Source organism: Spirochaetia bacterium, assembly GCA_022482625.1.
Lineage (GTDB): Bacteria > Spirochaetota > Spirochaetia > Sphaerochaetales > Sphaerochaetaceae > Pleomorphochaeta.
In genome coordinates this window covers 1699006-1723061 of record JAKVOU010000001.1, presented here as the reverse complement: position 1 = coordinate 1723061, position 24056 = coordinate 1699006, and the positions used below count along the sequence as shown (strand labels likewise).

At 45.1% G+C, this 24056-nt stretch carries 22 protein-coding genes and 1 pseudogene; 19 read left to right on the top strand and 4 right to left on the bottom strand.

What is annotated here, in order from left to right:
• The first annotated feature begins 21 nt into the window (after positions 1-21).
• The 7 genes from LKE40_07860 to LKE40_07830 all read left to right on the top strand — a co-directional run bounded on the left by LKE40_07860 (position 22) and on the right by LKE40_07830 (position 8528).
• Complete coding sequence (locus LKE40_07860) at positions 22-1161, top strand: transposase (protein MCH3917362.1); 1140 nt, start codon at positions 22-24, stop codon at positions 1159-1161.
• A 284-nt stretch (positions 1162-1445) separates the two neighbouring features.
• Positions 1446-2447 carry a LacI family transcriptional regulator gene (locus tag LKE40_07855; protein MCH3917361.1) on the top strand — a complete coding sequence of 334 codons (1002 nt, stop codon included), beginning with the start codon at positions 1446-1448 and terminating at the stop codon, positions 2445-2447.
• A gap of 37 nt (positions 2448-2484) precedes the next feature.
• Entirely contained in the window at positions 2485-3651 is a 1167-nt protein-coding gene (locus LKE40_07850; protein ID MCH3917360.1) for an amino acid ABC transporter substrate-binding protein, read from the top strand.
• Positions 3652-3747: 96 nt separating this feature from the next.
• Positions 3748-4959, top strand: coding sequence for an ABC transporter permease subunit (locus LKE40_07845; GenBank protein MCH3917359.1), 1212 nt, complete (start codon positions 3748-3750; stop codon positions 4957-4959).
• A 1-nt stretch (position 4960) separates the two neighbouring features.
• Positions 4961-6154 carry an amino acid ABC transporter permease gene (locus LKE40_07840; GenBank protein MCH3917358.1) on the top strand — a complete coding sequence of 398 codons (1194 nt, stop codon included), beginning with the start codon at positions 4961-4963 and terminating at the stop codon, positions 6152-6154.
• Positions 6151-6900 (top strand): amino acid ABC transporter ATP-binding protein, encoded by a 750-nt coding sequence (locus LKE40_07835; protein ID MCH3917357.1) that lies wholly within the window; start codon positions 6151-6153, stop codon positions 6898-6900. The genes LKE40_07840 and LKE40_07835 overlap by 4 nt, the downstream gene beginning before the upstream one ends.
• Before the next feature lie 275 nt (positions 6901-7175).
• On the top strand, positions 7176-8528 hold the full coding sequence (locus LKE40_07830) for a sodium-dependent transporter (GenBank protein MCH3917356.1): 1353 nt from the start codon (positions 7176-7178) through the stop codon (positions 8526-8528).
• 234 nt (positions 8529-8762) lie between these two features.
• Here LKE40_07830 and LKE40_07825 read toward each other — a convergent pair whose 3' ends face one another.
• Together LKE40_07825 and LKE40_07820 are read right to left on the bottom strand one after the other, a co-directional pair.
• Positions 8763-9146, bottom strand: coding sequence for a DUF134 domain-containing protein (locus LKE40_07825; GenBank protein MCH3917355.1), 384 nt, complete (start codon positions 9144-9146; stop codon positions 8763-8765).
• A 74-nt stretch (positions 9147-9220) separates the two neighbouring features.
• Complete coding sequence (locus LKE40_07820) at positions 9221-9616, bottom strand: dinitrogenase iron-molybdenum cofactor biosynthesis protein (GenBank protein MCH3917354.1); 396 nt, start codon at positions 9614-9616, stop codon at positions 9221-9223.
• A gap of 177 nt (positions 9617-9793) precedes the next feature.
• On the opposite strand from LKE40_07820, the gene LKE40_07815 reads away from it, so the two are divergent.
• The 5 genes from LKE40_07815 to LKE40_07795 all read left to right on the top strand — a co-directional run bounded on the left by LKE40_07815 (position 9794) and on the right by LKE40_07795 (position 15818).
• Entirely contained in the window at positions 9794-10768 is a 975-nt protein-coding gene (locus tag LKE40_07815; GenBank protein ID MCH3917353.1) for a Gfo/Idh/MocA family oxidoreductase, read from the top strand.
• A gap of 172 nt (positions 10769-10940) precedes the next feature.
• A complete protein-coding gene (locus LKE40_07810; protein ID MCH3917352.1) occupies positions 10941-11522 on the top strand; it encodes a TetR/AcrR family transcriptional regulator in 582 nt (193 codons plus the stop codon).
• 54 nt (positions 11523-11576) lie between these two features.
• Entirely contained in the window at positions 11577-13880 is a 2304-nt protein-coding gene (locus LKE40_07805) for an MMPL family transporter (protein MCH3917351.1), read from the top strand.
• Positions 13873-14667: an outer membrane lipoprotein-sorting protein gene (locus LKE40_07800; GenBank protein ID MCH3917350.1), complete on the top strand. Its 795-nt coding sequence runs from the start codon at positions 13873-13875 to the stop codon at positions 14665-14667. The genes LKE40_07805 and LKE40_07800 overlap by 8 nt, the downstream gene beginning before the upstream one ends.
• Positions 14667-15818 (top strand): hypothetical protein, encoded by a 1152-nt coding sequence (locus LKE40_07795; protein ID MCH3917349.1) that lies wholly within the window; start codon positions 14667-14669, stop codon positions 15816-15818. Before LKE40_07800 ends, LKE40_07795 begins: the two co-directional genes overlap by 1 nt.
• A 56-nt stretch (positions 15819-15874) precedes the next feature.
• Here the strand turns inward: LKE40_07795 and LKE40_07790 are convergent, their stop codons facing one another.
• A complete protein-coding gene (locus LKE40_07790; protein ID MCH3917348.1) occupies positions 15875-17191 on the bottom strand; it encodes a valine--pyruvate transaminase in 1317 nt (438 codons plus the stop codon).
• A gap of 255 nt (positions 17192-17446) precedes the next feature.
• Between LKE40_07790 and LKE40_07785 the strand changes: the two genes are divergently transcribed.
• The gene (locus tag LKE40_07785) at positions 17447-18400 is read left to right on the top strand and encodes an IS1595 family transposase (GenBank protein ID MCH3917347.1); all 954 of its coding nucleotides are present in this window, start codon (positions 17447-17449) and stop codon (positions 18398-18400) included.
• A 131-nt stretch (positions 18401-18531) separates the two neighbouring features.
• Here LKE40_07785 and LKE40_07780 read toward each other — a convergent pair.
• Positions 18532-19275: pseudogene (locus tag LKE40_07780) on the bottom strand (FAD-dependent oxidoreductase).
• A gap of 61 nt (positions 19276-19336) precedes the next feature.
• Here LKE40_07780 and glpK point away from each other — a divergent pair.
• From glpK to LKE40_07750, 6 genes are read left to right on the top strand one after another with little or no spacing between them, the layout of a single operon-like run.
• Positions 19337-20842, top strand: coding sequence for a glycerol kinase GlpK (gene glpK, locus LKE40_07775; protein ID MCH3917346.1), 1506 nt, complete (start codon positions 19337-19339; stop codon positions 20840-20842).
• A 53-nt stretch (positions 20843-20895) separates the two neighbouring features.
• Positions 20896-21696 carry a diadenylate cyclase CdaA gene (cdaA, locus tag LKE40_07770; protein MCH3917345.1) on the top strand — a complete coding sequence of 267 codons (801 nt, stop codon included), beginning with the start codon at positions 20896-20898 and terminating at the stop codon, positions 21694-21696.
• Entirely contained in the window at positions 21683-22087 is a 405-nt protein-coding gene (locus LKE40_07765) for a hypothetical protein (GenBank protein ID MCH3917344.1), read from the top strand. Before cdaA ends, LKE40_07765 begins: the two co-directional genes overlap by 14 nt.
• Positions 22084-22440 (top strand): holo-ACP synthase, encoded by a 357-nt coding sequence (acpS, locus tag LKE40_07760; protein MCH3917343.1) that lies wholly within the window; start codon positions 22084-22086, stop codon positions 22438-22440. The genes LKE40_07765 and acpS overlap by 4 nt, the downstream gene beginning before the upstream one ends.
• Position 22441: 1 nt before the next feature.
• Positions 22442-23314 (top strand): tRNA pseudouridine(38-40) synthase TruA, encoded by an 873-nt coding sequence (gene truA / locus LKE40_07755; GenBank protein ID MCH3917342.1) that lies wholly within the window; start codon positions 22442-22444, stop codon positions 23312-23314.
• Positions 23274-24053 (top strand): uracil-DNA glycosylase, encoded by a 780-nt coding sequence (locus LKE40_07750; protein ID MCH3917341.1) that lies wholly within the window; start codon positions 23274-23276, stop codon positions 24051-24053. Before truA ends, LKE40_07750 begins: the two co-directional genes overlap by 41 nt.
• Positions 24054-24056: the final 3 nt, after the last annotated feature.

Genomic DNA, 24056 nt, shown 5'->3' with positions numbered 1-24056 from the left:
AGAATAAAAGGAGCCTTTACCATGGATAGTACACCGAACCGCCTTTCACTGCAACCCCTCCTCTTCGACCGGCAGGACCTGTGCGGCTGCTTCTTCCTTGAGCCCACCCCGAAGGAGGTGGAGTTCCTGCGCTACTGGCAGGCACTGGTTGCCCTGGTCCCCACGCGGCTTTCACGGCCTGCGGGAGGGCGTACCGGGCGCAGGGGCTACAGCCTGATGGACATACTGGCGGTGCGTGCGGTGCTGCTCTTCTTCCGCCTGGACACCGTCACGGCTGCGGTTGCCCTGCTGCAGTCGAGCCCGAACCTGAGGACGGTGACACAGCTGGGGCGGGTACCCAGCCCGTCGTCGGTGAGCAGGCGGACGTCACGGCTGCTGGAGGAGATGGACTTCCGGGGGATCCATGACCGGCTGTGCAGGCAGTTCTATGCAGGCAGGACGGTGTGCCACCTGAGCCTTGACAGCACGCCCGTGGATGCACGGGAGAAGCCTGCGGTGAGGGCGAAGCGGCAGAAGGGCCGGAGGGGCCGCCCGAAGGCCGGCAGCGCAGAGGAGAAGGCGGTGCAGGAAAGGAAGGGGCAGGAGGCACGCCTGGTGCAGCTGCGCGACAGCGGGGACCCCCATGCCTACCTGGCCACGCTGGAACAGCGGTGCACGGTCACGGGGAAGCGGAACAGCAGGGGGCACATGCAGTGGCGCGTGGGCTACAAGGTACACCTGGCAGTGGACGACAGCGGCATCCCGGTGGCCAGTGCGGTGACGGGGGCGTGCGTGCATGACACGCAGCCGGCGATCCCCCTGCTGCGCATCGCCGCAGGGCGGTGCACCTGGCTGTATGCCCTCATGGACGGTGGCTACAGCAGCGGGGCGATCAGGGACAGGGTGCTTGCCATGGGCAGGGTGCCGCTCATCGACTTCAAGGCCGACCGCAACGGGGCCAAGGAGGAGATGGACCCTGCGGGACGCGCCAGGTACCGGGCACGGACCACGGTGGAGCGTACCAACAGCGAGCTGAAGGAGTGTTTCCTGCCGAAGGCGCTGTACGGCCGGGGGCCGAGGGCACGTTTCGACCTGCGGCTTGCGGTGCTGCTGCTGACCGTCAAGCGGATGGGCAAGGTGCTGGAAGCACGGCAGCAGGCGGCAAGGAAGAAGAGCGCATAGCAGGAAGGAATGGAAATGATGGCAGAGTGCAGGCACCCGGGAGGGCGTCCGTCCTGCGTGTGCGCGCAGGCCTGCGGCAGGCCATGAAGGCTACGTGATGCGGCCGGTTTCCATCCCCTGCAGCTGTCAGGCATGGCTTCTGCATGGATATGCATCATCCGTGAATATTTATTCAGGCATTCGTGAGTTTTGCAAAAACCTCCAAAATGAAAAAAAAATTGACAGCAGCAGAAAAGTATGGTTAGATATGGCTGTGATAAATCGTTTTAGCATAGGATGAAGTGGTGAAAGTTACTATAGCAACTATTGCAGAACAAGCTCATGTTTCTGTTTCATTGGTCTCGCAGGTACTGAACGGGAAAAAAGTACGGGTCAGTGACCAGACCAGGCAGAGAATTATGAAAGTTGCCCATGATTTGGATTACCAGCCGAACAGGTTGGCAAGTGCAATGCGCCAAGGGCATACCCATGTGTTTGCCTTGATTGTTCCTTTTACTCCGGTAGGTTTCTTTTCCCAACTTGTTTACTATGTAGAACACTATGCTGCGACCAAGGGATATACGACGGTCGTGATAAACAATTTTGAAGATCCTGACAAAGAACTAAGTGCCCTGAAGATGTATGACAGTCATCTTTTCGATGGATTGGCCATTGCAGCCCTTTCTGAAAAGACCCATGCAGCCTTATATAAAAAGATGGATGATGCAGGGTTTCCTTATGTGTTTGTTGACAGAGCGAATATGTATAGCTCAGCTCCTCAGATTCGTAGTGATCATTATGGTGTTGCCTGCAATCTTGTCAAAAAAGCTGTTGCCGATGGAATAGATGATCTGATATTCCTCAGACGGACTGACAGGTTGGATAACCAGACATCGACGACCAGGTTCAACGGATATACTGATACAATGGGACATCTTGGACTGAAGGCGAGGATGTATGGTTTCAATTATGTTGATAGGAACTTTGACAGCCTGAAGACTTCACTCAGATATCTTCCGAAAGCGAAAGGCTATTTTCTCCATTCAGGTTACTATTTCCCGTTGATTTACAAGGCATTGTGCGAATATGGCAGTTTGGATGATGATGTGCGTTTCTATTCGGTCGACTCCTGTGTCTTTGATTACTACTATTTTGACGATACGGTAACAAGGCTTCCACAAAACAATCTTTTGGTCCAACAGGATACCAAGACAATTGCCAAGGTAACTGTGGATACCTTGCTTGCTCGGATTGAGGGGAAAAGCGTCAGTCCTTTGCATTTGATTCCTTGTTTGGAATACACATAAAGAATTTGCTTGTCATTCAGTTGATTTGGAGGATCATATGAAGAAAAAAATGTTATTTGTTGTGCTGCTTGTCTGCAGTGTGCTGCTGGCCTCCTGCAAGGGCAGCAGCAAGGAAGATGCTTCTGCTGCACAGACTGCATCGAATGCTACTACTCAGACCCAGACTGCTGCTACTACTACAGCAACGGTAGCACCTGCGGCTACACCGGCACCTGCTTTGACTGCAGCTGCCGCCGTTGCAACTACGGAGGGTTCTACGCTCAAGACTGTCCTTGACAGAGGCTATTTGATTGCCGGTGTCAACAGCGCCAATGCAGGTTTCTCCTATCTTGAAAGTGATGGAACCTACAAAGGCTTTGAGGCAGATATCGCCCGTGCCATTGCAACAGCAATCTTTGGCGATCCCAGCAAGATTGAATTCAGACCTCTTACCAGCAAGGAAAGATTCGTAGCATTGCAGAATGGAGAAATAGACCTGTTGGTGAGGACGGCTACGATCACTGAGACCAGGGATACTGAATTGGGATTGGACTTTACCGTACCTTATTTCTATGATGGACAGACTTTCCTTGTACGTAAGGACAGCGGCATCAAGACTCCTGAGGATTTGGCTGGAGCAACGATTGCAGTTCTTACCGGTTCAACAAGTGAATCCAACCTGTCAGATTACATGGCAGCCAAGGGTATCACATATAAGCCGCTTCTCTTTGAGAGTCTTGATGAACTGAAGAATGCCTTCTTCTCTGGCAGGGCAGATGCATGGACGGGTGATAAGAGCAGTATCGCTGCAACCGCTGCAACCTATCCCAATGCTTCGGACTATGTGACATTGGATACGACGATCAGCAAGGAACCGCTTGGCATTGCCGTACGTGAAGGTGACAGCAAATGGAAGGATATCTGCCAGTGGACGCTGTTTGCTCTCTTCTTTGGCGACGAACACAATATTACCAGTGCCAATGTTGATCAGATCAAGGCAACCACAAAGACACCTGAAGTCCAGACTGTACTTGGGACCCGTGGCAACAGTGGCAAACAGCTTGGACTGAGTCCTGATTGGGCTTACAACGTAATCAAGACTATGGGTAACTACAAGGAGATCTTTGACAGGCATCTTGGGCCTGGTACGATTTTCAACGTAGCCCGTGGTCTCAACCGTCCATGGACGGAAGGTGGTTTGAACTATTCCTATCCGTTCCGGTAATCGGTTTGTCTGGGCAGTCTGGCCTTTTTGGCCAGACCGGTAATTTCGTTTTCCCTGGCAAAAAAACCAGGGAAATAATTTCTAAGGTAATAAAACGTGAAAAATCCCCTGTTGCAAGACAAAGCCCATAATTGGTTTCAGGACAAACGTTTCCATAATGGCGCACTGCAGGTGTTGTTCTTCCTGATACTGGTTTATTTTATTTCAGCCGGTTATGCAAATGTCATTGCCAGCCTGACAAAACGTGGGCTGCTTCCATCTTTTCATTTTCTGTCACTTACTGCCGGATTCGATATCGGAGAACAGTTGATTCATTTTGGCAACAGTTCTTCGAATGCAAGGGCTATCCTTGTCGGCTTCCTGAATACGATATCCATTTCTTTCCTTGCAATTTTCTTTGCGACGATTCTTGGATTGATCATTGCTTTGTGCAGGCTTAGTTCAAATTGGCTGTTGAAGAAGCTGGCTTTGGCCTATATTGAGATTATAAGAAATATCCCGCTGCTCATGTTGCTGTTGATTTGGTACCGTGCCTTTTTCCTTAGGCTTCCTGGCATTTCCAAAGCTATTATTGCTGGGCATAGGATAAGTGCTGACGGCGTGCGCAGTGCAACGTTCATTTTTTCCAATCGTGGTATGGCAATAGCCTGGCCGCGACCTACGGAGACTTTTCCCACCTATAAGTTGTTTCTTTATGTATTTGCTGTGGTGGCGGTCATATTGGGAATCTATCTGTATCTCAAGGGAAAGAAGACAGGTAGGAAACAAATGTTCATTTTCCTGCCGATTTGTCTTTTCTTCGGACTCAGCCTCTTGACCATACTTCTGTTCCCGACATCACCTCTTAAGTTGGATTATCCTAAAATAGAGAAATTCAATACAGTCGGCGGACTTTCGATTTCTGCTGAATGGTTTTCACTGTTCTCAGGTTTGGTACTGTATACTTCAGCTTTTATCGCAGAAGCGTTCCGTGCCGGTATCCAAGGTGTTCCCAGAGGACAAGTGGAAGCTGCAAGAGCCTTGGGCTTTTCACATATGAAGACATTGCGGCTGGTAGTCATTCCACAGGCAAAGATTGTGGTCATACCGCCGCTTACAAGCATATTCCTAGGGGTGGCAAAAAATACTTCTCTTGGAGTTGCGATCGGCTTCCCTGACCTTTTTTCCATTGCAGGCACAATTATCAACCAGACCGGCAGGTCGTTGGAAATGATTCTTATTGTAATGGTTATTTACCTGACCCTGAGTATCCTGACCAGTCTGTTTATGAACTGGTACAATTCCCGCGTACAATTGAAGGAGCGGTGATATGAACAAGAATGTATTCAAGACTCCTATGGAAATTCAGCATCCGATGATCTACTGGATAAAGAAAAATCTTTTTTCCACTCCTTTGAATTCTCTGCTGACGATTTTTACTTTCTATCTGCTCTATAAGCTGGTCATTGATGGCATTGTTCCGTTGGCACATTTGGATTGGCATGTCATTCCTGCAAATCTCAAGCTGATTCTTGTCGGCAGTTATCCTGCCGCGCAGTTGCCTCAGGTGTGGGTCATTGTCTGTTATTTCTTCTTTTTTATTTCAGCGACCTTTTCTTGCCGATATGAGAAACTGCCTGTGCCGCTGATTTTAATCATGATCTTTTTCTTGGGTATGAGCCTTATACCTTTTTCTGTTACAAATAGGATATTCTGCTTGGTGTGTTTTGCCTTATGCCTCGCTGGGTTCTATGGTACAAAACTTGTTCCAGCTTCTCTTCGGCTGAAGATACTGGCTGTAGCTTGGCTTCTGTTCATTCCGCTTGCTTTTATTTTAGTTTCAGGATTCGGCAGTCATCACGTAAAGTCCAACTATTGGGGCGGACTATTGCTTTCCATGTTGGTTTCACTGACTACTATTGTCGTATCGTTTCCTGTAGGTCTGTTGCTTGCTCTTGGCCGTCGGTCTAAACTCCCGTTGATCAAGGGAGTGAGTACGTTCCTTATCGAAGTCGTACGTGGTGTTCCTCTGATTACCATTCTCTTCATCGGTTACCTGATCATTCCACTGGCTTTACCGCCGAGTTTGAGTCCTTCGGTCCTTGCAAGGGCAATTATCGGTATTATTTTATTCCATAGTGCCTATATGGCAGAGAATTTCAGGGGGGGCTTGCAAGGCATTCCGAAGACTCAATATGAGGCGGCTGAAGCGCTGGGATTCAATTCATTCCATACCATGGTTTTGATTATTTTGCCTCAGGTCCTCAAGCGGATGATACCTGTACTTGTTTCTGAATTTACAGGCATATTGAAAGATACTTCCTTGGTATCGATTATCGGATTGCTTGATCTCATCGGTATATCTACTTCGATTTCCTCGAATCCGAAGTATATGACCTGCAGTACCCAGGTGCTTTCCTTCCTGGCACTGATATATTTTGTACTTTGCTACAGTATCAGCGGAGCATCCTATAAATTGGAAAAGAAACTTAATACCAATGTGCACGGAGGAGTTGGCAGATGAGCAATAAAGAACCGATCATCACTTTTGAGAATGTCCATAAGTGGTATACTCCTGAATTTGAAGTTCTTAAAGGAATTGATTATACATTCTATAAGGGCGAAGTTACCGTTATCATCGGTCCCTCTGGGAGTGGCAAGAGTACGTTCATAAGGACGATCAACGGGTTGGAGGAACATCAGGAAGGAGTCATTACCGTCGAAGGACATGTAATGGGCAACAATCTGAAAGAACTCAACGAAATCCGAAAAAAATGTGGCTTTGTCTTCCAGTCTTTTAATTTGTTTCCTCATCTGACTGTAATGGATAACATTACCCTTGCTCAGGTCTGGAATTTGAAGCGAAGCAAGAAAGAAGCCAAGGAAAAAGCATATGAATTGCTTGGAAGGGTCGGCATGGCTGCACATGTGGACAAATATCCGCTCCAACTGTCAGGTGGTGAACAGCAAAGGGTAGCCATTGCCAGGTCCTTGGCTATGGATCCTGAGATCATGTTGTTCGATGAGCCTACTTCAGCACTCGATCCTGAGATGATCAAGGAAGTACTTGATGTCATGACTGAATTGGCACAGTCCAACATGACGATCATCTGTGTTACCCATGAAATCAGGTTTGCACAGGCTGTAAGTGACAATATCATTTTCTTTGACAAGGGAAAGATTGTCGAAACTGCTCCACCAGCACAATTCTTTGCACATCCGCAGGAAGAGAGGACCAAACATTTTCTTTCCCAGATCCTACATCAGTAGAAAACCTTTGAATTTTCCGATGCCGGGGTGGGATCTGTCTCTGCCTCGGCATATGATGCATTATTCTATATTCATATTTGATAAATAAATGATTAGGAGATAGCAATGAAGCAATAGGATATGACATAATTTCTACTAAGGGATTTGTTACTATTTTATTGGTTTCTGTTTCCTGCATGATATCAAATTTGTTTTAGTAAAACAGTAAACATAGTTGATTTTTTTCTTCTTCCTGCATACCCTTGTCAAGTTATTTTGAAAATCAAGGGGTGGGTATGCAGGAAAATAGTTTTTCAGGAAAACTCGGATATGTTTTGGCTACGGCAGGCAGTGCGGTAGGACTTGGGAATATCTGGAGGTTTCCTTATCTGGCAGCAAAGTATGGAGGTGGCATATTTCTTCTTGTCTACTTGGTCCTGACTGTTGTATTCGGATTTGCCTTGCTGGTTGCTGAGACAGCAATCGGCAGAAAAACAGGAAAAAGTTCCATAGATGCTTTCGGGGACCTTTCTGCTCGCTATCGGTGGATGGGTATCCTTCCTTCGTTGGTACCGATCTTGATTCTTCCGTACTATTCTGTCGTTGGTGGATGGGTAATCAACTACTTTGTTGGATTCTGTGGCGGAAGTGCACAGGCAATGGCGCAAAATGGTTATTTTGCAGCTTTCGTCGGACAGGATATACGTCCGATCACCTGCTTTGTCCTGTTTGTTATCGCAACCTGTATTATCGTGCTTTTGGGAGTTGACCGCGGTATCGAGAAAATGAGCAAGATTCTGATGCCAGCTCTCATCATCCTTTCGTTGATACTGGCCATATACAGCATTACGTTGCCAGGGGCAAGCGAAGGAGTGAAGTACTTTCTCTTTCCTGATTTTTCAAACTTCAAGGCGAAGACGGTACTTGCCGCTATGGGTCAGATGTTTTACTCTCTTTCGATTTCCATGGGTATTCTCATTACCTATGGTTCATATATGAAAAGAGAGGTTGCCTTGGACGACGCAGTCATCCAGGTAGAAGTGTTTGATACTGGCGTCGCGCTTCTTTCTGGGCTGATGATCATCCCTGCTGTCTTTGTCTTTTCTGGAGGTGACCCTTCTGCAATGCAAGCAGGAGCTTCCTTGATGTTCGTTACGTTGCCTAAGGTTTTTGTTAATCTGGGTGGATTCGGCTTGTTTATGGGAACCTTGTTTTTCCTGCTGGTGCTGTTTGCTGCATTGACCAGTTCGATAGCTTTGCTGGAAGCCATTGTTTCCATTATGACTGATAGATTTGGTTTTTCCCGACGGAAAAGTTGCCTGATTGCAACTGCCTATACGCTTGTTCTTGGCATCATTACATCGTTGGGATTCGGTCCGCTTTCTTTCCTGAAGATATTCCATCTTTCGTTGTTTGATTTCTTCGATTTCATTACCAATTCTGTAATGATGCCGATTGCTGCACTCGGGACATGCTATTTCATTGCACGGGTAATCAAGACGAAGACGATTGCTGACGAAGTCAAGATTTCTTCTCCTTTCAAGGGTGAAAAGCTGTTTTCAGCCAGTATTTCCTTTATTGCTCCGGTTTGCATCGTACTTATCCTTGTCAGTGCAATCCTGGAGAGAATCGGGGTACTTTCGCTATGAGTCACGATAGCTTTTGTCGCTTGTAGAATAATAGATCTATATTAGTCAATTATACTCTTATAAATGAAATAATGTTGATTGTATGCATTTGTTCAGGCAAGTACAAAAGCATGGAGCTGACGCAAGAAGAATTGGTGGAAAAACTGGTTGGAGTGTTTTTGATATCTTAGGAAATTATTTCAGACATATCTCATATGACAGGGTTTTTTCTTGCCAAAGTCTTAAAATTGTAGACTACTCGGTTGGAGAATCTTTCTGATCCGATTGTCGTCGCATTCTTCCGTATCTGCATCTCCTGCCTGGATGCGGACAGGTGTTTTCCCTTGGACAGACTTCTATGTCTCCACCTTCGATGAGCAACTCACGGCCTTCTACCAGACAAGTAGCTACTTTTGCTCTGGCGTTGTTGTAAATGGCTTGTGCAGTCGTGCGCGCTACATTCATGCGGTCAGCTGCTTCTGACTGCATGAGGCCTTCATAATCGATCAAACGGAGGGCTTCATATTCGTCGATGCTCATATGTATGGGCATGTTGCCCTCATGGGATCCTCTCGGTACAAAGTCGCTGAACCGGGGCATACCACCGCAGATCCTACGGTTTTTCCTTGGTCTTGGCATCTTTTCCTCCTGAACTTATGATATGGCCTTCCCCTGTGATAGGGAAGGCCATATATAGGGTTCCCTACTGATTATCAATGACTGCCGCCACAACCTTGATGATCCTGGCCACATTCATGGTCGCTTCCATTGTGTTCATGTCCAGCACATTGGATATCTGGATCGTACTCAAGATTGCCTGCAAGATAACTCTTGACTACCTGATCGGCATCTCCTGCTGCGCCAGGTATCAGATCAATGCCGGCTTCGGCAAGTGCAGTCCTTGCTCCACCGCCAAGTCCTCCGCAGATCAGAAGGGTTGCACCGTTCTGCTTGATGAATGTCGGAAGAGTCCCATGGCTGAACTCTCCTGTCGGAATGACCTTTGATGACACAATTTTCTTATCTTCGACTGTGTAGAACTTGAATTCTTCGGTATGACCGAAATGTTGGCCGATCTGGCCATTTTCATACGTAGTAGCAATAATCATCTTATTATATACTCCTTGATATACACTAATAGAAGTATACGTATGGTTTGTGGCATAAGTCAATAACTTCTGTAGCAAAAGATTTTTTTTTGCAGATGGATACTGGAGAATTACCGTAGGGCTGTTGCAACTGGATTATCCATGCTATCCTTTTCCCTGTCGGAGGAAATGGTGATGTTGAAAGTAGGTATCGTCGGTTTGGGACATATAGCTGATAAAATGGCCTGTACCCTTGAGCAGATGGAAGATGCGCGACTATTTGCAGTTGCTTCGAGAAGCCGTGAAAAGGCAGTTGCTTTCAGTAAAAAACATCCGGCCGAAAAGGTCTATGGATCATATGGACAATTGCTGGAAGACAATGAAGTTGATCTGGTATACGTGGCAACGGTCCATACTGAGCATTTTACCATTGCAAAACAAGCTTTGCTTGAAGGACGGAATGTCCTGGTTGAAAAGGCATTTACCGTCAATCTGCTGCAGGCAGAAGAGTTGGTGCAGTTGGCAAAGGAACGTCACCTGCTTCTTTGTGAAGCTATGTGGACTCGTTTTATGCCTTCAAGGAAGATGATTGAATCACTCATAGCGGATGGTACCATAGGAGAAGTAAAGCATCTGTCTGCTGACCTGAGCTATAAGATTGACTGGAAGGAACGTGTCTTTAATCCTGCTTTGGCAGGTGGGTCTCTCTTGGATATCGGGATTTATCCGCTGAATTTTGCAGTGATGGTCCTGGGCAAGGACATAGCAAGGATCCAGACTTGCATGGTACCTTTTTCAACTGGTGTAGATGCCATTGACCAGATGACACTTGTCTACCACGGCGGCAAGCTGGCAAATCTGACTGCCAGTATGTTCGGATTGTCTGACAGAAGGGGGATGATCTATGGTACCAAGGGATATCTGGAAGTCCAGAATATCAACAACCCTGAGGTGCTGAGAATCTTTGATGATACAGGCAAGCTTGCCGAAGAGAGACATTGTCCTAAACAGATTTCCGGATATGAATACGAAGTGAGGGCCTGTGCAAAGGCTATAGCCGAGGGCAAAGTCGAATGCCCTGAGATGCCGCATCAGGATACGCTTTTCATGATGAAACTGATGGATACAATCCGTAGGCGGTGGGGATTGGTATATCCTTGCGAAAGGGAATAAAACCCTTTATATCGAAAGTGCTGACAAGTGGGATTATACATAGAAGCAATAGTAATAGTGGTCTACGAAATTAAAATAAAATCTTGATAAATTTAGTTTGTATTCTTAATTAACTTGACATATCTCAAAACATACAGTAGGTTAGTATTTACTAACATGCAGGAGAAAAAAATTGAAAGGTCTTACAAAAAGACAAAGTGAAATAGTCAAAGCATCAATTGAACTTATTTCAGAAGGTGGTATTCAATATTTCACTATGAAAACTTTAGCTGCAAAACTGCAGGTAACAGAACCTGCCATTTATAGACACTTTTCAAGTAAAACCGATATTATTCTCTCCATGCTGAACATCGTTGAAGATGCAAACAAGCGATTCCAAGCAGAGAGTGAAAAAGAGGCCCCATCCCTTGCTTTGTTAGAACAAATGTTTATCAGCAAAGCCCAATTATTTATCGAAAATCCAGAAATTTCATCCATTGTTTTTTCAGAAGAAATTTTCCAGAACAATAAAACATTTTCAAACCGTGTCTTACAAATCATGACTCAAATGAATAATCTTACCCGCATTGTCATTGAAAAAATTCAACAGAACGGTGAAGTAAGACATGATATTTCAGCAGAACAATTAACCTATATGATTATAGGTTCACTCAGATTTACCATCGTCAGATGGAAACTTGCAGGATTTCAATTTGATCTTGAAGAAGCACTCAAAGAAACATGGAATGCTTTACGCACCCTTTTACTTGGCTAATATTTTTTTATATACAAGGTTAGTTATTAATAACTAACCAACAAAGGAGCAGGTATGTATCGGTTACTTAAAACTTTAAGGAGTCATCCCGCTATCGTTCTCATAGCAATACTTCTCATTTCTCTAGGATTTATCTATCCTCTCAAAACCAATACCCATATTGAAACCAATTTAGACAAGTATATGCCGCAGAATAACCCAGCCTTTATCTACAGCAATCAAGCAGAAGAATGGTTCTCCATCCATGATGGTATTATTATTGCGGTGGAAAATCCTCAAGGCATCTACCAGACTGAAACGTTAGAAAAGGTCAAAGAAATCACCCAAAAACTGCAGGAGATGAAGGAAATTGATGCCACTGATATCACCTCCCTCTCGACCGCAGATAATATTACGGGTTCTGACTACGGGCTTGAAGTTGAACCTTTTTTCACCCACGTACCATCAACAGAGAAACAGCTTAAAGCCGTACAAGAAGCCGTTGAAAAGAATGAGATGGTCTTTCATCGAATTGTATCTGCAGATGAAAAAGTAACCCTCATTATTGCAACAATCCATGATGACTCATTTTCTCAAGCGTTCTACCAGCGCATATTAGATCTCGCACAATCCTATGAAGGACCAGAAAAAATCTATGTCGCAGGCAGACCCATTGTTGAAGGATCCCTTGCCTCTCTTGCCTCTTCAGATATGGCAAAAATGGTCCCTCTGGTGATTATCACTATTGTACTGGTACTCCTTTTAGTGATGCAAAGTTTCATGGCAATGATTCTCACATTATTTGTTGTTTTATGCAGTGTTCTGTGGTCATTTGGGCTCATGTCTGCACTCAATATTCCCATTTACGCGGTATCAACAATGCTTCCCGTTATGCTCATTGCCATCGGTGTCGCAGATGGTATTCATCTTTTCAGCCATCTCAGACATTTTAAAGAAAACCACCCAGAAGCAAATGACAAAACCTGTATTTTAGATATGCTTCAGCTCATGTGGAAACCGGTCATCATGACCTCGGTAACAACGGCTATCGGTTTCTTATCACTTCTTACATCAGAAGTATATCCAGTGAAATATTTTGGATTATTTGCAGCCTTTGGTGTTTTAGTAGCCATGTGTTTATCACTCAGTCTCATTCCTGCCGGAATCACCCTCTTTGGACTTCCGCGATGGAAAAGACCCAAAAAAAATAAGACATTGTTGCACAACTCCTCTTTCAGCGAAAAATTTACCCTCTGGATACTCAACCATGCCACCTTCACCATGATGATGACCGTCACCCTTGTTATCGTCTCACTTTGGGGAACTTCAAAAATTTGGATTGATTCAAGTTTTCTCTCCCAGTTTGAACAAACGAGTAACATCGCCATTGCAGATACCTTTATCAATGACCATTTCGGAGGGACGTCAACAATGAATGTTATCTTCGATGCAAATGAAGAAGATACGTTTAAAAATCCTCGCGTGCTCATGCTGATGGATGAGTTACAAAATGACGTTGAGCATGCTCTTCCAGTTGTTGGTAATTCCTTCTCCATTGTCGATTATCTCAAAAGGATGAATATGGTCATGCATGCTGACAACATGGCATATAATGTCATTCCTGATTCACAGGAACTGGTGGCGCAATACCTACTCTTATATGAAATGTCTGGCGACCCCGATAATCTTTTGAAGGTTGTTGATTATCCGTATCAAAAGGCAAACATGACATTCCAACTCAAGAATGATAGCTCTTTGGCTATACAATCGGCCATTGATATTATCGAAAAATACCAACCTCAATTTGAAGAACTGGGCATCCATATGAAATATGCCGGTTCAGGATATCGCTCTCTTGTCTTTACCGATTTAATTCTGAAAGGACAGATTTATAGTATTTTTATTTCTCTTGCCATCGTCATTCTTCTCATTTCGCTCATGTTTAAAAACGTGATAATAGGATTGATTGGCGTCATTCCAAGCTTTATTACCGTCTGCATCAGTTTTGGACTTATGGGGCTCTTCAATATTCCCCTTGATACCACAACCGCACTTCTTTCCAGTATTGCAATCGGGATGGGCGTCGATTATGCCATTCATTATCTTGAGATGTATAAAATATATGCCCGCGAAACAAATGACCCCCAAAAGGCAATGATCATGGCAATCAAGCATTCTGGGACGGCAATACTTTTCAATGCACTTGTCGTTATTGCAGGATTTATGGTGCTCATGTTCTCATCCTTTCCCCCAAATAGAACACTTGGTTTTCTTGTATCACTCAACATGTTCACCAGCTTTATCGGAACCTTAACCATTATGGCATACATTTTGGTTCAATCTCACATATTTATTCACAAGGAGATTTCACATGAATAAACACACAACAATTCGCTCTTTCATCGTATTTTCTCTCTTTCTTTTCCTCTCCTCTTCCATTCTTTTCGCTCACAGAGACTACAGTGCACAACAAGTCATTGATAATGTCTATGAAAGACCAACACCGGAGGATCAAAAGGCAGAACTCATCATGACTCTCGAAAACTCTCGAGGAGACCAAAGAGTGAGAGAAATTCAACAATACATCAAAGATGATGGAGAAGAAACCAAAAAGATTATGTTTTTTACGGCACCCGCCGATGTAAGAAACACGTCGTTTATGAGCTTTAGTAATGATAATGAAAAAGAGGACAGCCAGTGGATTTATCTTCCTGCTTTAAAAAAAGTCAAACGGATTGCCAGTGGAAAGAGTAGTGACTACTTCATGGGCTCTGATTTCACCTATGACGATATGGGGGAAAGACTCCCCAGTGAAGATACTCACACCATTATCGGAGAAGAGACCATCAACGGTGTCCATTGCATCAAAGTAGAAAGTATCCCCATCGAAAAAGATGATATGTATGGAAAAACAATCACGTGGGTTTCAGATGCATACTGGATGGGATTAAAAAAGGACTTTTATGATCAAGATGGAGCTCTGCTCAAAACCCTGACGGTGACCGATTATGAAAATATCGAAGGGTATTGGATGATAACCAGCTTAAAAATGGAAAATGTCCAAAAAGACCATATAACACTGATGGAACTAAATAACTTTGTCCTCAATTCAGGCATCAAAGACTCAGATTTTTCGGTGAGAACCATGACAAAAGGAATACGATAATGAAAAGAAAAACCCTTTTATGTACCTCTCTTATGCTTATAGCTTCTCAGTTATATGCTTCAGATCTTTCTATCCATGGAAGTCTCCAAAATTATATGGGAGTCTTACCTACCCAAGATTTTGACTATTCCATACTGCAAAATACCTTTGACCTCACGTTAGACTATTATGGTGATAACTCAGCAGTCCATCTCTCTCCTTCACTCACCTATGATTTTGATACAGACCTGAGTGTAGGGCTCACAGAAGCCTATATTGATATGTATTCTCAAGATGTCGATGTACGAATTGGTAAACAGCAAATCATCTATGGGAAAGCTGATGGAGTCTTTATCACCGACGTCGTATCACCTAAAAATCTCAGCGAATTTCTTCTTCCTGATTTCGATGAAATCAGATTAGGAGTTACCGCCGTCAAAGTCGATTACTATAGAAATGATGCAACGTACGAACTGGTATGGATTCCTCTCTTTACGCCCAATACCATGCCTGAAGCAGATTCAATTTGGAATGTGAACGGAATAGATTTTGGCGACAGTACGGAGGACATTGATGCATCCCTTGAAAATAGTGAAATCTTTGGAAAATATTCGCTGTACTCTTCAACCATCGATTTTGACATTATGAGTGGCTCTATGTGGGATGATGAACCAACTATAACAACAGATGGTGACTTTACCCATCACCGAATGGGCATTATTGGAGGCAGTTTTAGCACCACAGTACATCATTATATCATCCGTGGAGAAGGAGCATGGAACACAGGAAAATATGTCAATGCGACCCTTGAAATGGATTATCTCCATTATATGGTGGGAATTGACACTACCGTCAATAGCTGGAATCTCAGTGCGCAATTCATTGAAAAAGTGTACCTTGATTATGAAGATAACACTTCAGTAGATCAATGGCAAAATACCATAACACTGATGGCAAATAAAGAGTTCTATGACAATACGATACTCTTTGAAATCTTCACATATATCGAATTTGATGAAATAAATGCATTGATTCGTCCAAAAGTTACCTATAGTCTTTCTGATGATATAACAGTCATGGCAGGTTGCAACATCTTTTTGGGAGACTCCGGAACTTATGGACAATTTGATGATAATAGCATGCTGTATACAAAGATAAAACTCAGCTTCTAAACAAAAAAATCAGAGGAGAAAGGAACACAAATACTGATTCTTTCTCCTCGGAAGACTTACCTGCGATATGCATCATAGGTAGTACTGATAATCTCTATACCCTTTCTCACACATTCATCGTCGCCGCTATAGTTAAGTCTCAAACACTTATCATAATGAGGATGAGGATAATGCAACCCCTTTTTTTGATCTTCATGACCAAAAAAGGAATATTCTCCGGGCACGGTAATAACGCCTTTCTCTTTCAATTTTTGATAAAATTGGATTGTTGGAATAGTAAGGTTTGGCAAATAAAGCCAAAGAAAAATAGCCCCTTCACTCACGTGATACCAATACGGTTTCCCCTCAAACGCTTGTTGTATATACTGCTGAGCTTGTGCTGATTTCTTCTTATAAAATGGTTGCACATACCTATGAGCAAAACGAATAAGCGTGCCATCATCAAATAAAGGACCAGCAAGGACCTGCCCCATTGAACCTGAAGCTAAGGCTGCAATAGCGTTAATATTTGAGAGAGCCTGCACCATTTCTGGTTGTGCAACAACAATGCCAGTTCGTATTGCAGGAAGCCCTATTTTGCTCAAACTCATGGATAAAATAATATTTTCATTCCAAAAAGGAGTTGCATTTTCAGTAAAAACAATACGAGGAAAAGGAAGACCATATGCACTATCAATAATAAGCGGTATATGGTGTGCTTGAGCTAGAGAAGATAACGTCATCACTTCTTCATCGGTTAATACATTACCACTAGGGTTTGTCGGTCGACTAATACACAGAGCACCAACCATTCCATCTACACCAACCTGACTATGATTATCGAGATATTGTGCAACCTTCTCAAAATCAATTTGATATTTGAAGGTGTGATTATCAAAATAGGTACACAGAGAAGGTACACTGACAAACGTATCGCTCTCTATGCCTTGATCGGCATACCCAACGTACTCTGGCATCAGAGGAAAAAGAATGGTTCTTTTGTAGGCTTTTCCTTCCTCTGTCGTAAAGGTGCCAGATAAAAGATTGAACAAATAAAACATGGCACTTTGACTACCATTGGTAATAGCCACATTTTCTTCGCCGAGATTCCACCCATATTCTTTGGATAACGAAGTAGCAATCGAATGCACAAAATTCATGCGACCTTGAGGTGCATCATAATGAGCAATAGCCTTTTCAAAAGAATCACCATCATGGAGGAGTGTTTCCATTTCTTTTCGGTACATCGCTTCCACTTCTGGAATACGAGCAGGGTTTCCTCCACCAAGACCATACATGGTGAGCCCCTCAGCTCCCTTTTTACCAAGATCATCCATCAATTGTAATATTCCTGATTGACTGGTTAATTTCGTACCAAATGCGGACATTTCCATCATAACACCTCTTTTTATATTATGAATACCTTAATAAAAGAAGGCTCTGTTTTCCAAGTGTATTGCTAAGCGCTTGAAGCGACCGTCTTTTTGTAATATACTCAACATATGTTAGGTAAAAACAAAGAAACCATCAGCCTTGAAACATTGGCGGAAATGCTCGGGAATCTGTCGGAACAGGACCGCCAGAGGGTCATTGCATTGGCCGAACTGGCAACGGATGCTCCCGACAAGCATCGGGACAGTCACGAGGACATGCCGCGTTGTCCCCACTGCTCCGGTGTCCATGTCCGTCGCAACGGCTTCGTCAGGGGCAGGCAGCGGTATCTCTGCGGGGATTGCGGGCGTACGTTCGGGGCGACCACCGGTTCTGTGCGATACAAGAGCAAGCACGGCAAGGAAACCTGGGAGGCCTATCTGGAGGCATTCGCCCTGAGGCTTCCCTTGCGGGAGGCCGCACGCAAGTGCGGCATAGCGCTGAGCACCTCGTTCTTCTGGCGGCACAAGATCCTCGATGCACTGGCGACGGGATCCACGGGGAACTTGCTCAGCGGCCGGGTACAGGAAGACGAGACGTACATCCAGGACAACTACAAAGGCAACTGCGATGCGGAAAACAACTTGGGAATTAGGGGAAAGCGGCATCGGAGCCCGGCATACAAGACCCATAGGGTGACGGGCCATCGTCATGAGAGAGGGAAAGCGACCCATACGAGGGGCTTGAGCAACCAGAAGGTCTGCGTGCCGTGCGCCATCGACGAGCAGGGGAAGACCCTGGCGAAGGCTGCCGGCAGGGGGATGGTGCAACCCCGCTACCTTTCCTTTGTCCTGGCCTCGCACCTGGGCGATGACGTGGTGATGGTGACCGACAAGAGCCGGGCAAGCCGGGAATTCTGCGCCTCGGATGGCCTGCCGGTGGTACAGCTGAAGGCGGGCATACAGGGATGCCCGGTACGAGGGCGATACAACTTGCAGAAGGTCAACAGCCTGCATAGCCGTCTTCGGGGGTTGCTGGCTGGATTCAGGGGTGTTTCCACGAAATATCTTGACAACTATCTTGCCTGGAATGGCTTCGAGGTCGAGAACCCCGGATTGAATCGTCTGGACCTGAAAACCGTATTGCTGGACAAGATGCGGACAATCGGAACATGTTCAACCTATTGGGGGATATTTCACAAGCCTCCCTTGCCTTTTCCCACTGTTGGCTAGCCCTACAATACACTCGGAAAACAGAGCCTAAAAGAAAAAGCGAATGACAAGTAGAAAGAAACACCCCGCACTATAAAAAAGCACGAGGTGTCATATATGGTATATCAATGGACAAAAATGTCACAGCGATACTATTTTGACAAATATTCGTTCATTGACTTTGCAGCCTTACGACCTTGCCCCATAGCAAGAATAACGGTCGCAGCACCAAGAACAATATCACCACCTGCATATACACCAGGAATTGATGTCTCACAAGTTTCTTCATTGACAATAAAGTTACCACGTTTATTGGTATCAATACCCTTTGTTGTAAGCTTAATGAGTGGGTTACTGGTGTTACCAATAGCAACAACAACGGTATCAAAAGGAACAACCTTTTCAGTACCTTCCATCTCTACAGGTCTTCTTCTTCCAGAAGCATCAGGTTCGCCTAATTCACAGGTAATCACATTAACGCCTGTTACTTTACCCTTTTCATCGGCAACAATAGCTTTTGGTTGATGGAGAAGCATAAACTTAACACCCTCTTCCTTCGCATGAGCAACTTCTTCTTTTCGTGCTGGAAGTTCTGATTCTGATCGTCTGTAAACGATAGTAACTTCTTTTGCACCAAGACGCAAAGCAGTACGAGCTGAATCCATGGCAACATTACCACCACCAAAGATAGCAACTCTTTCACTTCTCCATTCAGGAGTCAAAGCCTTATGGGTTTCATAGGCTTTCATTAAGTTACTACGAGTGAGATATTCATTTGCAGAGAAAACACCAACGTAGTTTTCTCCTGGAATACCTAAGAACTTAGGAAGTCCAGCACCTGCACCAACAAAGATAGCTTCAAAACCATCAGTAGTCATTAACTGTTTAATTTTCTTTTTGCATTTGTCTGTGACTTGTCGTATAATAACCACCAAAGCAAAAAAGAAGGAATTCAGTATGTCTTATATAGGTTCAATTGATCAGGGTACTACATCCTCACGTTTCATACTTTTTGATGAAGATGGCAATATCGTTGCTTCTCACCAGATAGAACATAAGCAGATTTATCCAAAACCTGGCTGGGTTGAACATGATCCATGGGAAATCTGGGAGAATACAAGCCAATGTATCAGGGCCACGTTGCAGAAGGCAGGAATTTCCGGGGACCAGATAAGCGGAATCGGGATTACCAACCAGAGAGAAACAGTGGTTGCATGGAATCCTATTACGGGAACTGTCTGGTACAATGCCATCGTTTGGCAGGATACCAGAGGTACGGATCTTATCAATAGTCTGGAGGGCCATGTAGACCCAGCTTGGCTTGCAAAGGAATCAGGGCTTCGTCTCAGTCCCTATTTTGCGGCCAGCAAGATTGCCTGGCTGTTAGACAATGTAAAAGGACTTCGTGCTGCTGCCGAGAGAGGATTGGCAATCTTTGGGACAATTGATACATGGCTGACATGGAATCTTACAGGTGGTGAGGCTATCGTCACCGACGTGACCAATGCCTCCCGTTACCTTCTGATGGATATCAATAAATTGGAATGGGATGATGAATTGCTCAAGCTGTTCAATATTCCTCGGGTAAGTTTGCCTACCATCGTACCTTCTTCCGGCAAGATCTATGGGAATACATTGCCTAATGGCCCTTTCAAGGCTTCGATTCCTGTCTGTGGGACGCTTGGAGACCAGCAGGCAGCTTTGTTCGGCCAGGCCTGCTATGATGAGGGGCAAGGTAAGAGTACCTATGGTACTGGTTGCTTCCTTTTGGTGAATACCGGCAATACTCCATATATATCCAAGAACGGCTTGCTTACTACGGTCGCCTATCAGATAGGGGATCAGAAGCCTGTCTATGCGCTGGAGGGCTCCATTGCAGTAGCAGGATCACTGGTCCAATGGGCCAGGGACAACCTTGAAATAGTTTCGAGTCCCAAGGAGCTGGACGAATTGGCTGCTTCAGTTCCTGATGACTGTGGAGGAGTCTATATCGTTCCAGCCTTCAGTGGCCTTTTTGCTCCGTACTGGAGAAGTGATGCCAGGGGTGTCATTGTCGGGCTCACTGGTTTTGCTACCCGGGCTCATCTATGCCGGGCCATTCTCAATGCTACAGCTTACCAGGCCTATGATCTTTTTGAGGCCATGGAAAAGGATTCCGGTATTCCCATGAAGGAACTGAAAGTCGATGGCGGGCTTACGAACAGCCGTCCTTTGATGGAATTCCAGTCAAATATTCTCGGAGTATCGGTCATCAGGCCAAAGATAGTCGAAACAACGGCTTTGGGTGCTGCTTATGCTGCTGGTCTGTCTGTAGGGATTTGGAAGAATCTTGATGAGCTCAAGTCCCATTGGCAGGAAGCGAAACGTTGGGAGCCCAATCTGTCTGATTCAATACGGAAAGAACGTATTGCAATGTGGCGAAAATCTGTTTCGCGGACTTTAAACTGGGTTGGCAATTCCTGAAATTAGAATTACACTGATAGTGAAGCTGATTGGGAAAAGGAGTCATATAGGCATTGAATATTTTTACCATTGATTTCCTTAAATTGACCGCAGAAGTGCTTTTCCTGGCATGGGCTTTTTATCAGTTTTACTTAGCCCTGGATAAAACCCGCATGCAGCGGATGATTCGGATGATTTTCTTTGTATTTGTCATCTACATCATCTTCTACATCTTGGATTTCCCGGAAATCATCTCACTGATGGATTTTCTAAAGGTGCCATTCGTCGTGTTCCTGTGTGTAGTATTCCAACCGGAGTTGCGCAGGTCCTTTTCGACCGAATGGTTCGGTAAGTCACGGCTTCGTATCGCAACCCTGGCTTCGACCACTGAACAGATTGAAAGCGTCGTCAATGCCTGTACCGTCCTCAGTAGCAAAAGACGAGGAGCTTTGATTGTCTTTCCGCGTAAAGATGCAATTGCCCAAGTAATTAACTCAGGGACTATGCTCAATGCAGATCTTTCTACTTCCCTGATCCTGACAGTTTTTGACCATGATACTCCATTGCATGATGGAGCGATGATTATCCAGAATGACAAGATCATAGCGGCTGGATGTTACCTGCCACTTAGCGGGCAGGCGGATATCAGGAAAAACTTCGGTACCCGTCACCGTGCTGCGTTGGGACAGACGGAAGAAAGTGATGCCATTGTATTGGTGGTTTCCGAGGAAACCGGAGCACTGTCCCTTGCCTATGATGCAAATCTTTACTATGACCTCAGTGCCACGGAAATTGAGGAATTGATTCCTCAGCTTTTCTCCAATGACCTGAGCAGTCTGAATGAACTGGAGGATGAAGAAAATGTCACAAAATAAACTTGTCCAGTTCGTTTCCTATAATTGGAAAGTCAAGATGACTTGTCTGCTGCTTGCTATTTGCCTCGTTTCTTTCATTGGTTATGCAAGGCAGAAAGACAGGGAGGTGACCATTCCCCTGACGGTTGTCTTGCCTCAAGGTTATCAAGCTGAAAGCCTTGTTCCTAAGAATGTAGATATCTGGATCCATGGTGATGAACATCTGATTTATCTCATTGATCCTTCCCAAATCAAGGCCAGCGCTGATTTTTCGTATGTTGATAAACCGGGTATTGCCCAGGCGGACGTGGTCCTTTCCTATGATTCTGATACATTCAAGAGAGGAGAAGTAACTGCTACTGCCAAGACACATACCTGTCGCATAAAGTTTGGTAAGGTTCCTATATCATGAAGGGAATTGGCATCGATATTGTAAATATTGCACGGATGAGCAGACTTACCGAATATACGGTTTCCAGGCTATTCCATCCTGAAGAAGTTGCCCAAGCTGCACAGTTGCACGGTGAGGCTCGCCTTGAGTTCTTGGCAGGACGGTTTGCTGCAAAAGAAGCCTTGGCAAAGGCTTTGGGAACCGGATTGGGTGGTATAGTGACTTCTGAAGTCCTGGTTGAAAATTTGGAAGATGGCAAGCCCTGCATGCATCTGTATGGAAAAACTGCAGAACGTTATCCTGGATTGTCAATTTTGCTTTCCATCAGCCATGATGATCCTTCGGCAATTGCCGTTGTGTTGGTGGAGGGTTGATATGTCCCGTTCTGATTGGCGAAGACCTCCGCTAAAACCACTGAAGGAGCATTACAGACGATTTGTCCTGACTGTTGCGTACGACGGAAATTGTTTCAGTGGATGGCAGGTGCAGGACAATGCTCCTACGGTTGAAGGTGCCTTGGAGGAAATATTGGAACAGACCTTGGGAAACAGGGTAATAGTCGAGGGATCGGGGAGAACGGACAGCGGTGTACACGCGTTGGGCCAGGTGGCTCACTTTGATACTGATAACCAGTCGATTCCTGCAAAGGCGTTTCCTTTTATCCTGAACAGCAAGTTGCCGCATGGTATCAGGGTAATGGAGTGCCATGAGGCAGATGGGCGATTCCATGCCCGTTTCACTGCTATGGCAAGAGAGTATAAATACTTTGTCAAAGAAGCAGACCAGATGTTTCCTTTTGATGCAGGGTACGTCAAGATGGTCCGTCATTTTCCTCCTTTGGAACTTTTGCAGTCATATGCAGGGTTGATTTTTGGTACGCATGATTTTACGACTTTTACTGCCAGCGGAGACCTTTGTCCGTCAAAATGGAGAGATATCTATGCCTCTGATTGGCGGATTGAAAAAGATCGTTTCGGCAGTGATGTCCTGATATATACCATCTGTGGCAATGCTTTCCTTTATCACATGGTCCGATCCTTGGTCGGAACTCAGCTGGAGTTTGCAGCAAAAGGTCTGTCTGCGGAGCAGTTTGCTGCAGTTTTACATGCCAAGGAAAGGTGCCAGTGCGGAAGAACGGCAGAGGCCTGTGGATTGTATCTCAATCGCATTTCCTATGATCCAGAGGAATATGCTTGGTTTGAAGAAGATGAGCGATGGAAAAAGGGTAAGGAAAATGGAGAAGAGTGAACTTGAAAAGGCTTATGGTGCTTGTTACGGTCTGTTGGAAGAGGCAGAACGGGTAGTCTCAGGCAATTTGCTTGCTGATGAGATACAAGTTTCGCCTCTGCCCCGTTTTACATTGCCCGAAATGCCGACAGAGAAAGTTGTTGAAACAGCTGAGCCGTCAGATGCTACTGCACATGCTTCGCTTGAGCAACTACGGACGATGGTGGAAGGATGTCGGGATTGCCGGCTCTGTGATATCAGGAACAAGGTCGTATTTGGAGAAGGACCTGCCCCGTGTCGTTTGATGCTGATAGGCGAAGGTCCTGGGATGACGGAAAACATGACTGGCCGGCCGTTTGTCGGTCCTTCCGGAGACGCCCTGACAACTTGGCTTGCCGCCATTGGACTGGAAATACGCAGGGATGTGTACATTAGCAATGTGGTAAAGTGCTTTCCAGGGAAAAGACGACCGGTGCCAGAGGAAATGGACAGCTGTCGAAAATATTTGGATAGGCAGATCCAACTGGTACAGCCGCAGCTTATTCTTTGCCTAGGCCGTGTAGCCGGGACAGCTTTGGCCGGGACAGACCTTTCTTTGAAAGCAATGCGGGGTCATTTCCATCTCTATCGGAAGATTCCTTTCCTTGTTACCTATCATCCTGCTGCGGTACTGCGGAATCCACAGTGGAAGTTGCCTGTCTGGCATGATATGCAGCGGGTTGCAAGGTATCTGAAACTTCCTATTCCTTCAAGGAGGTAGTTT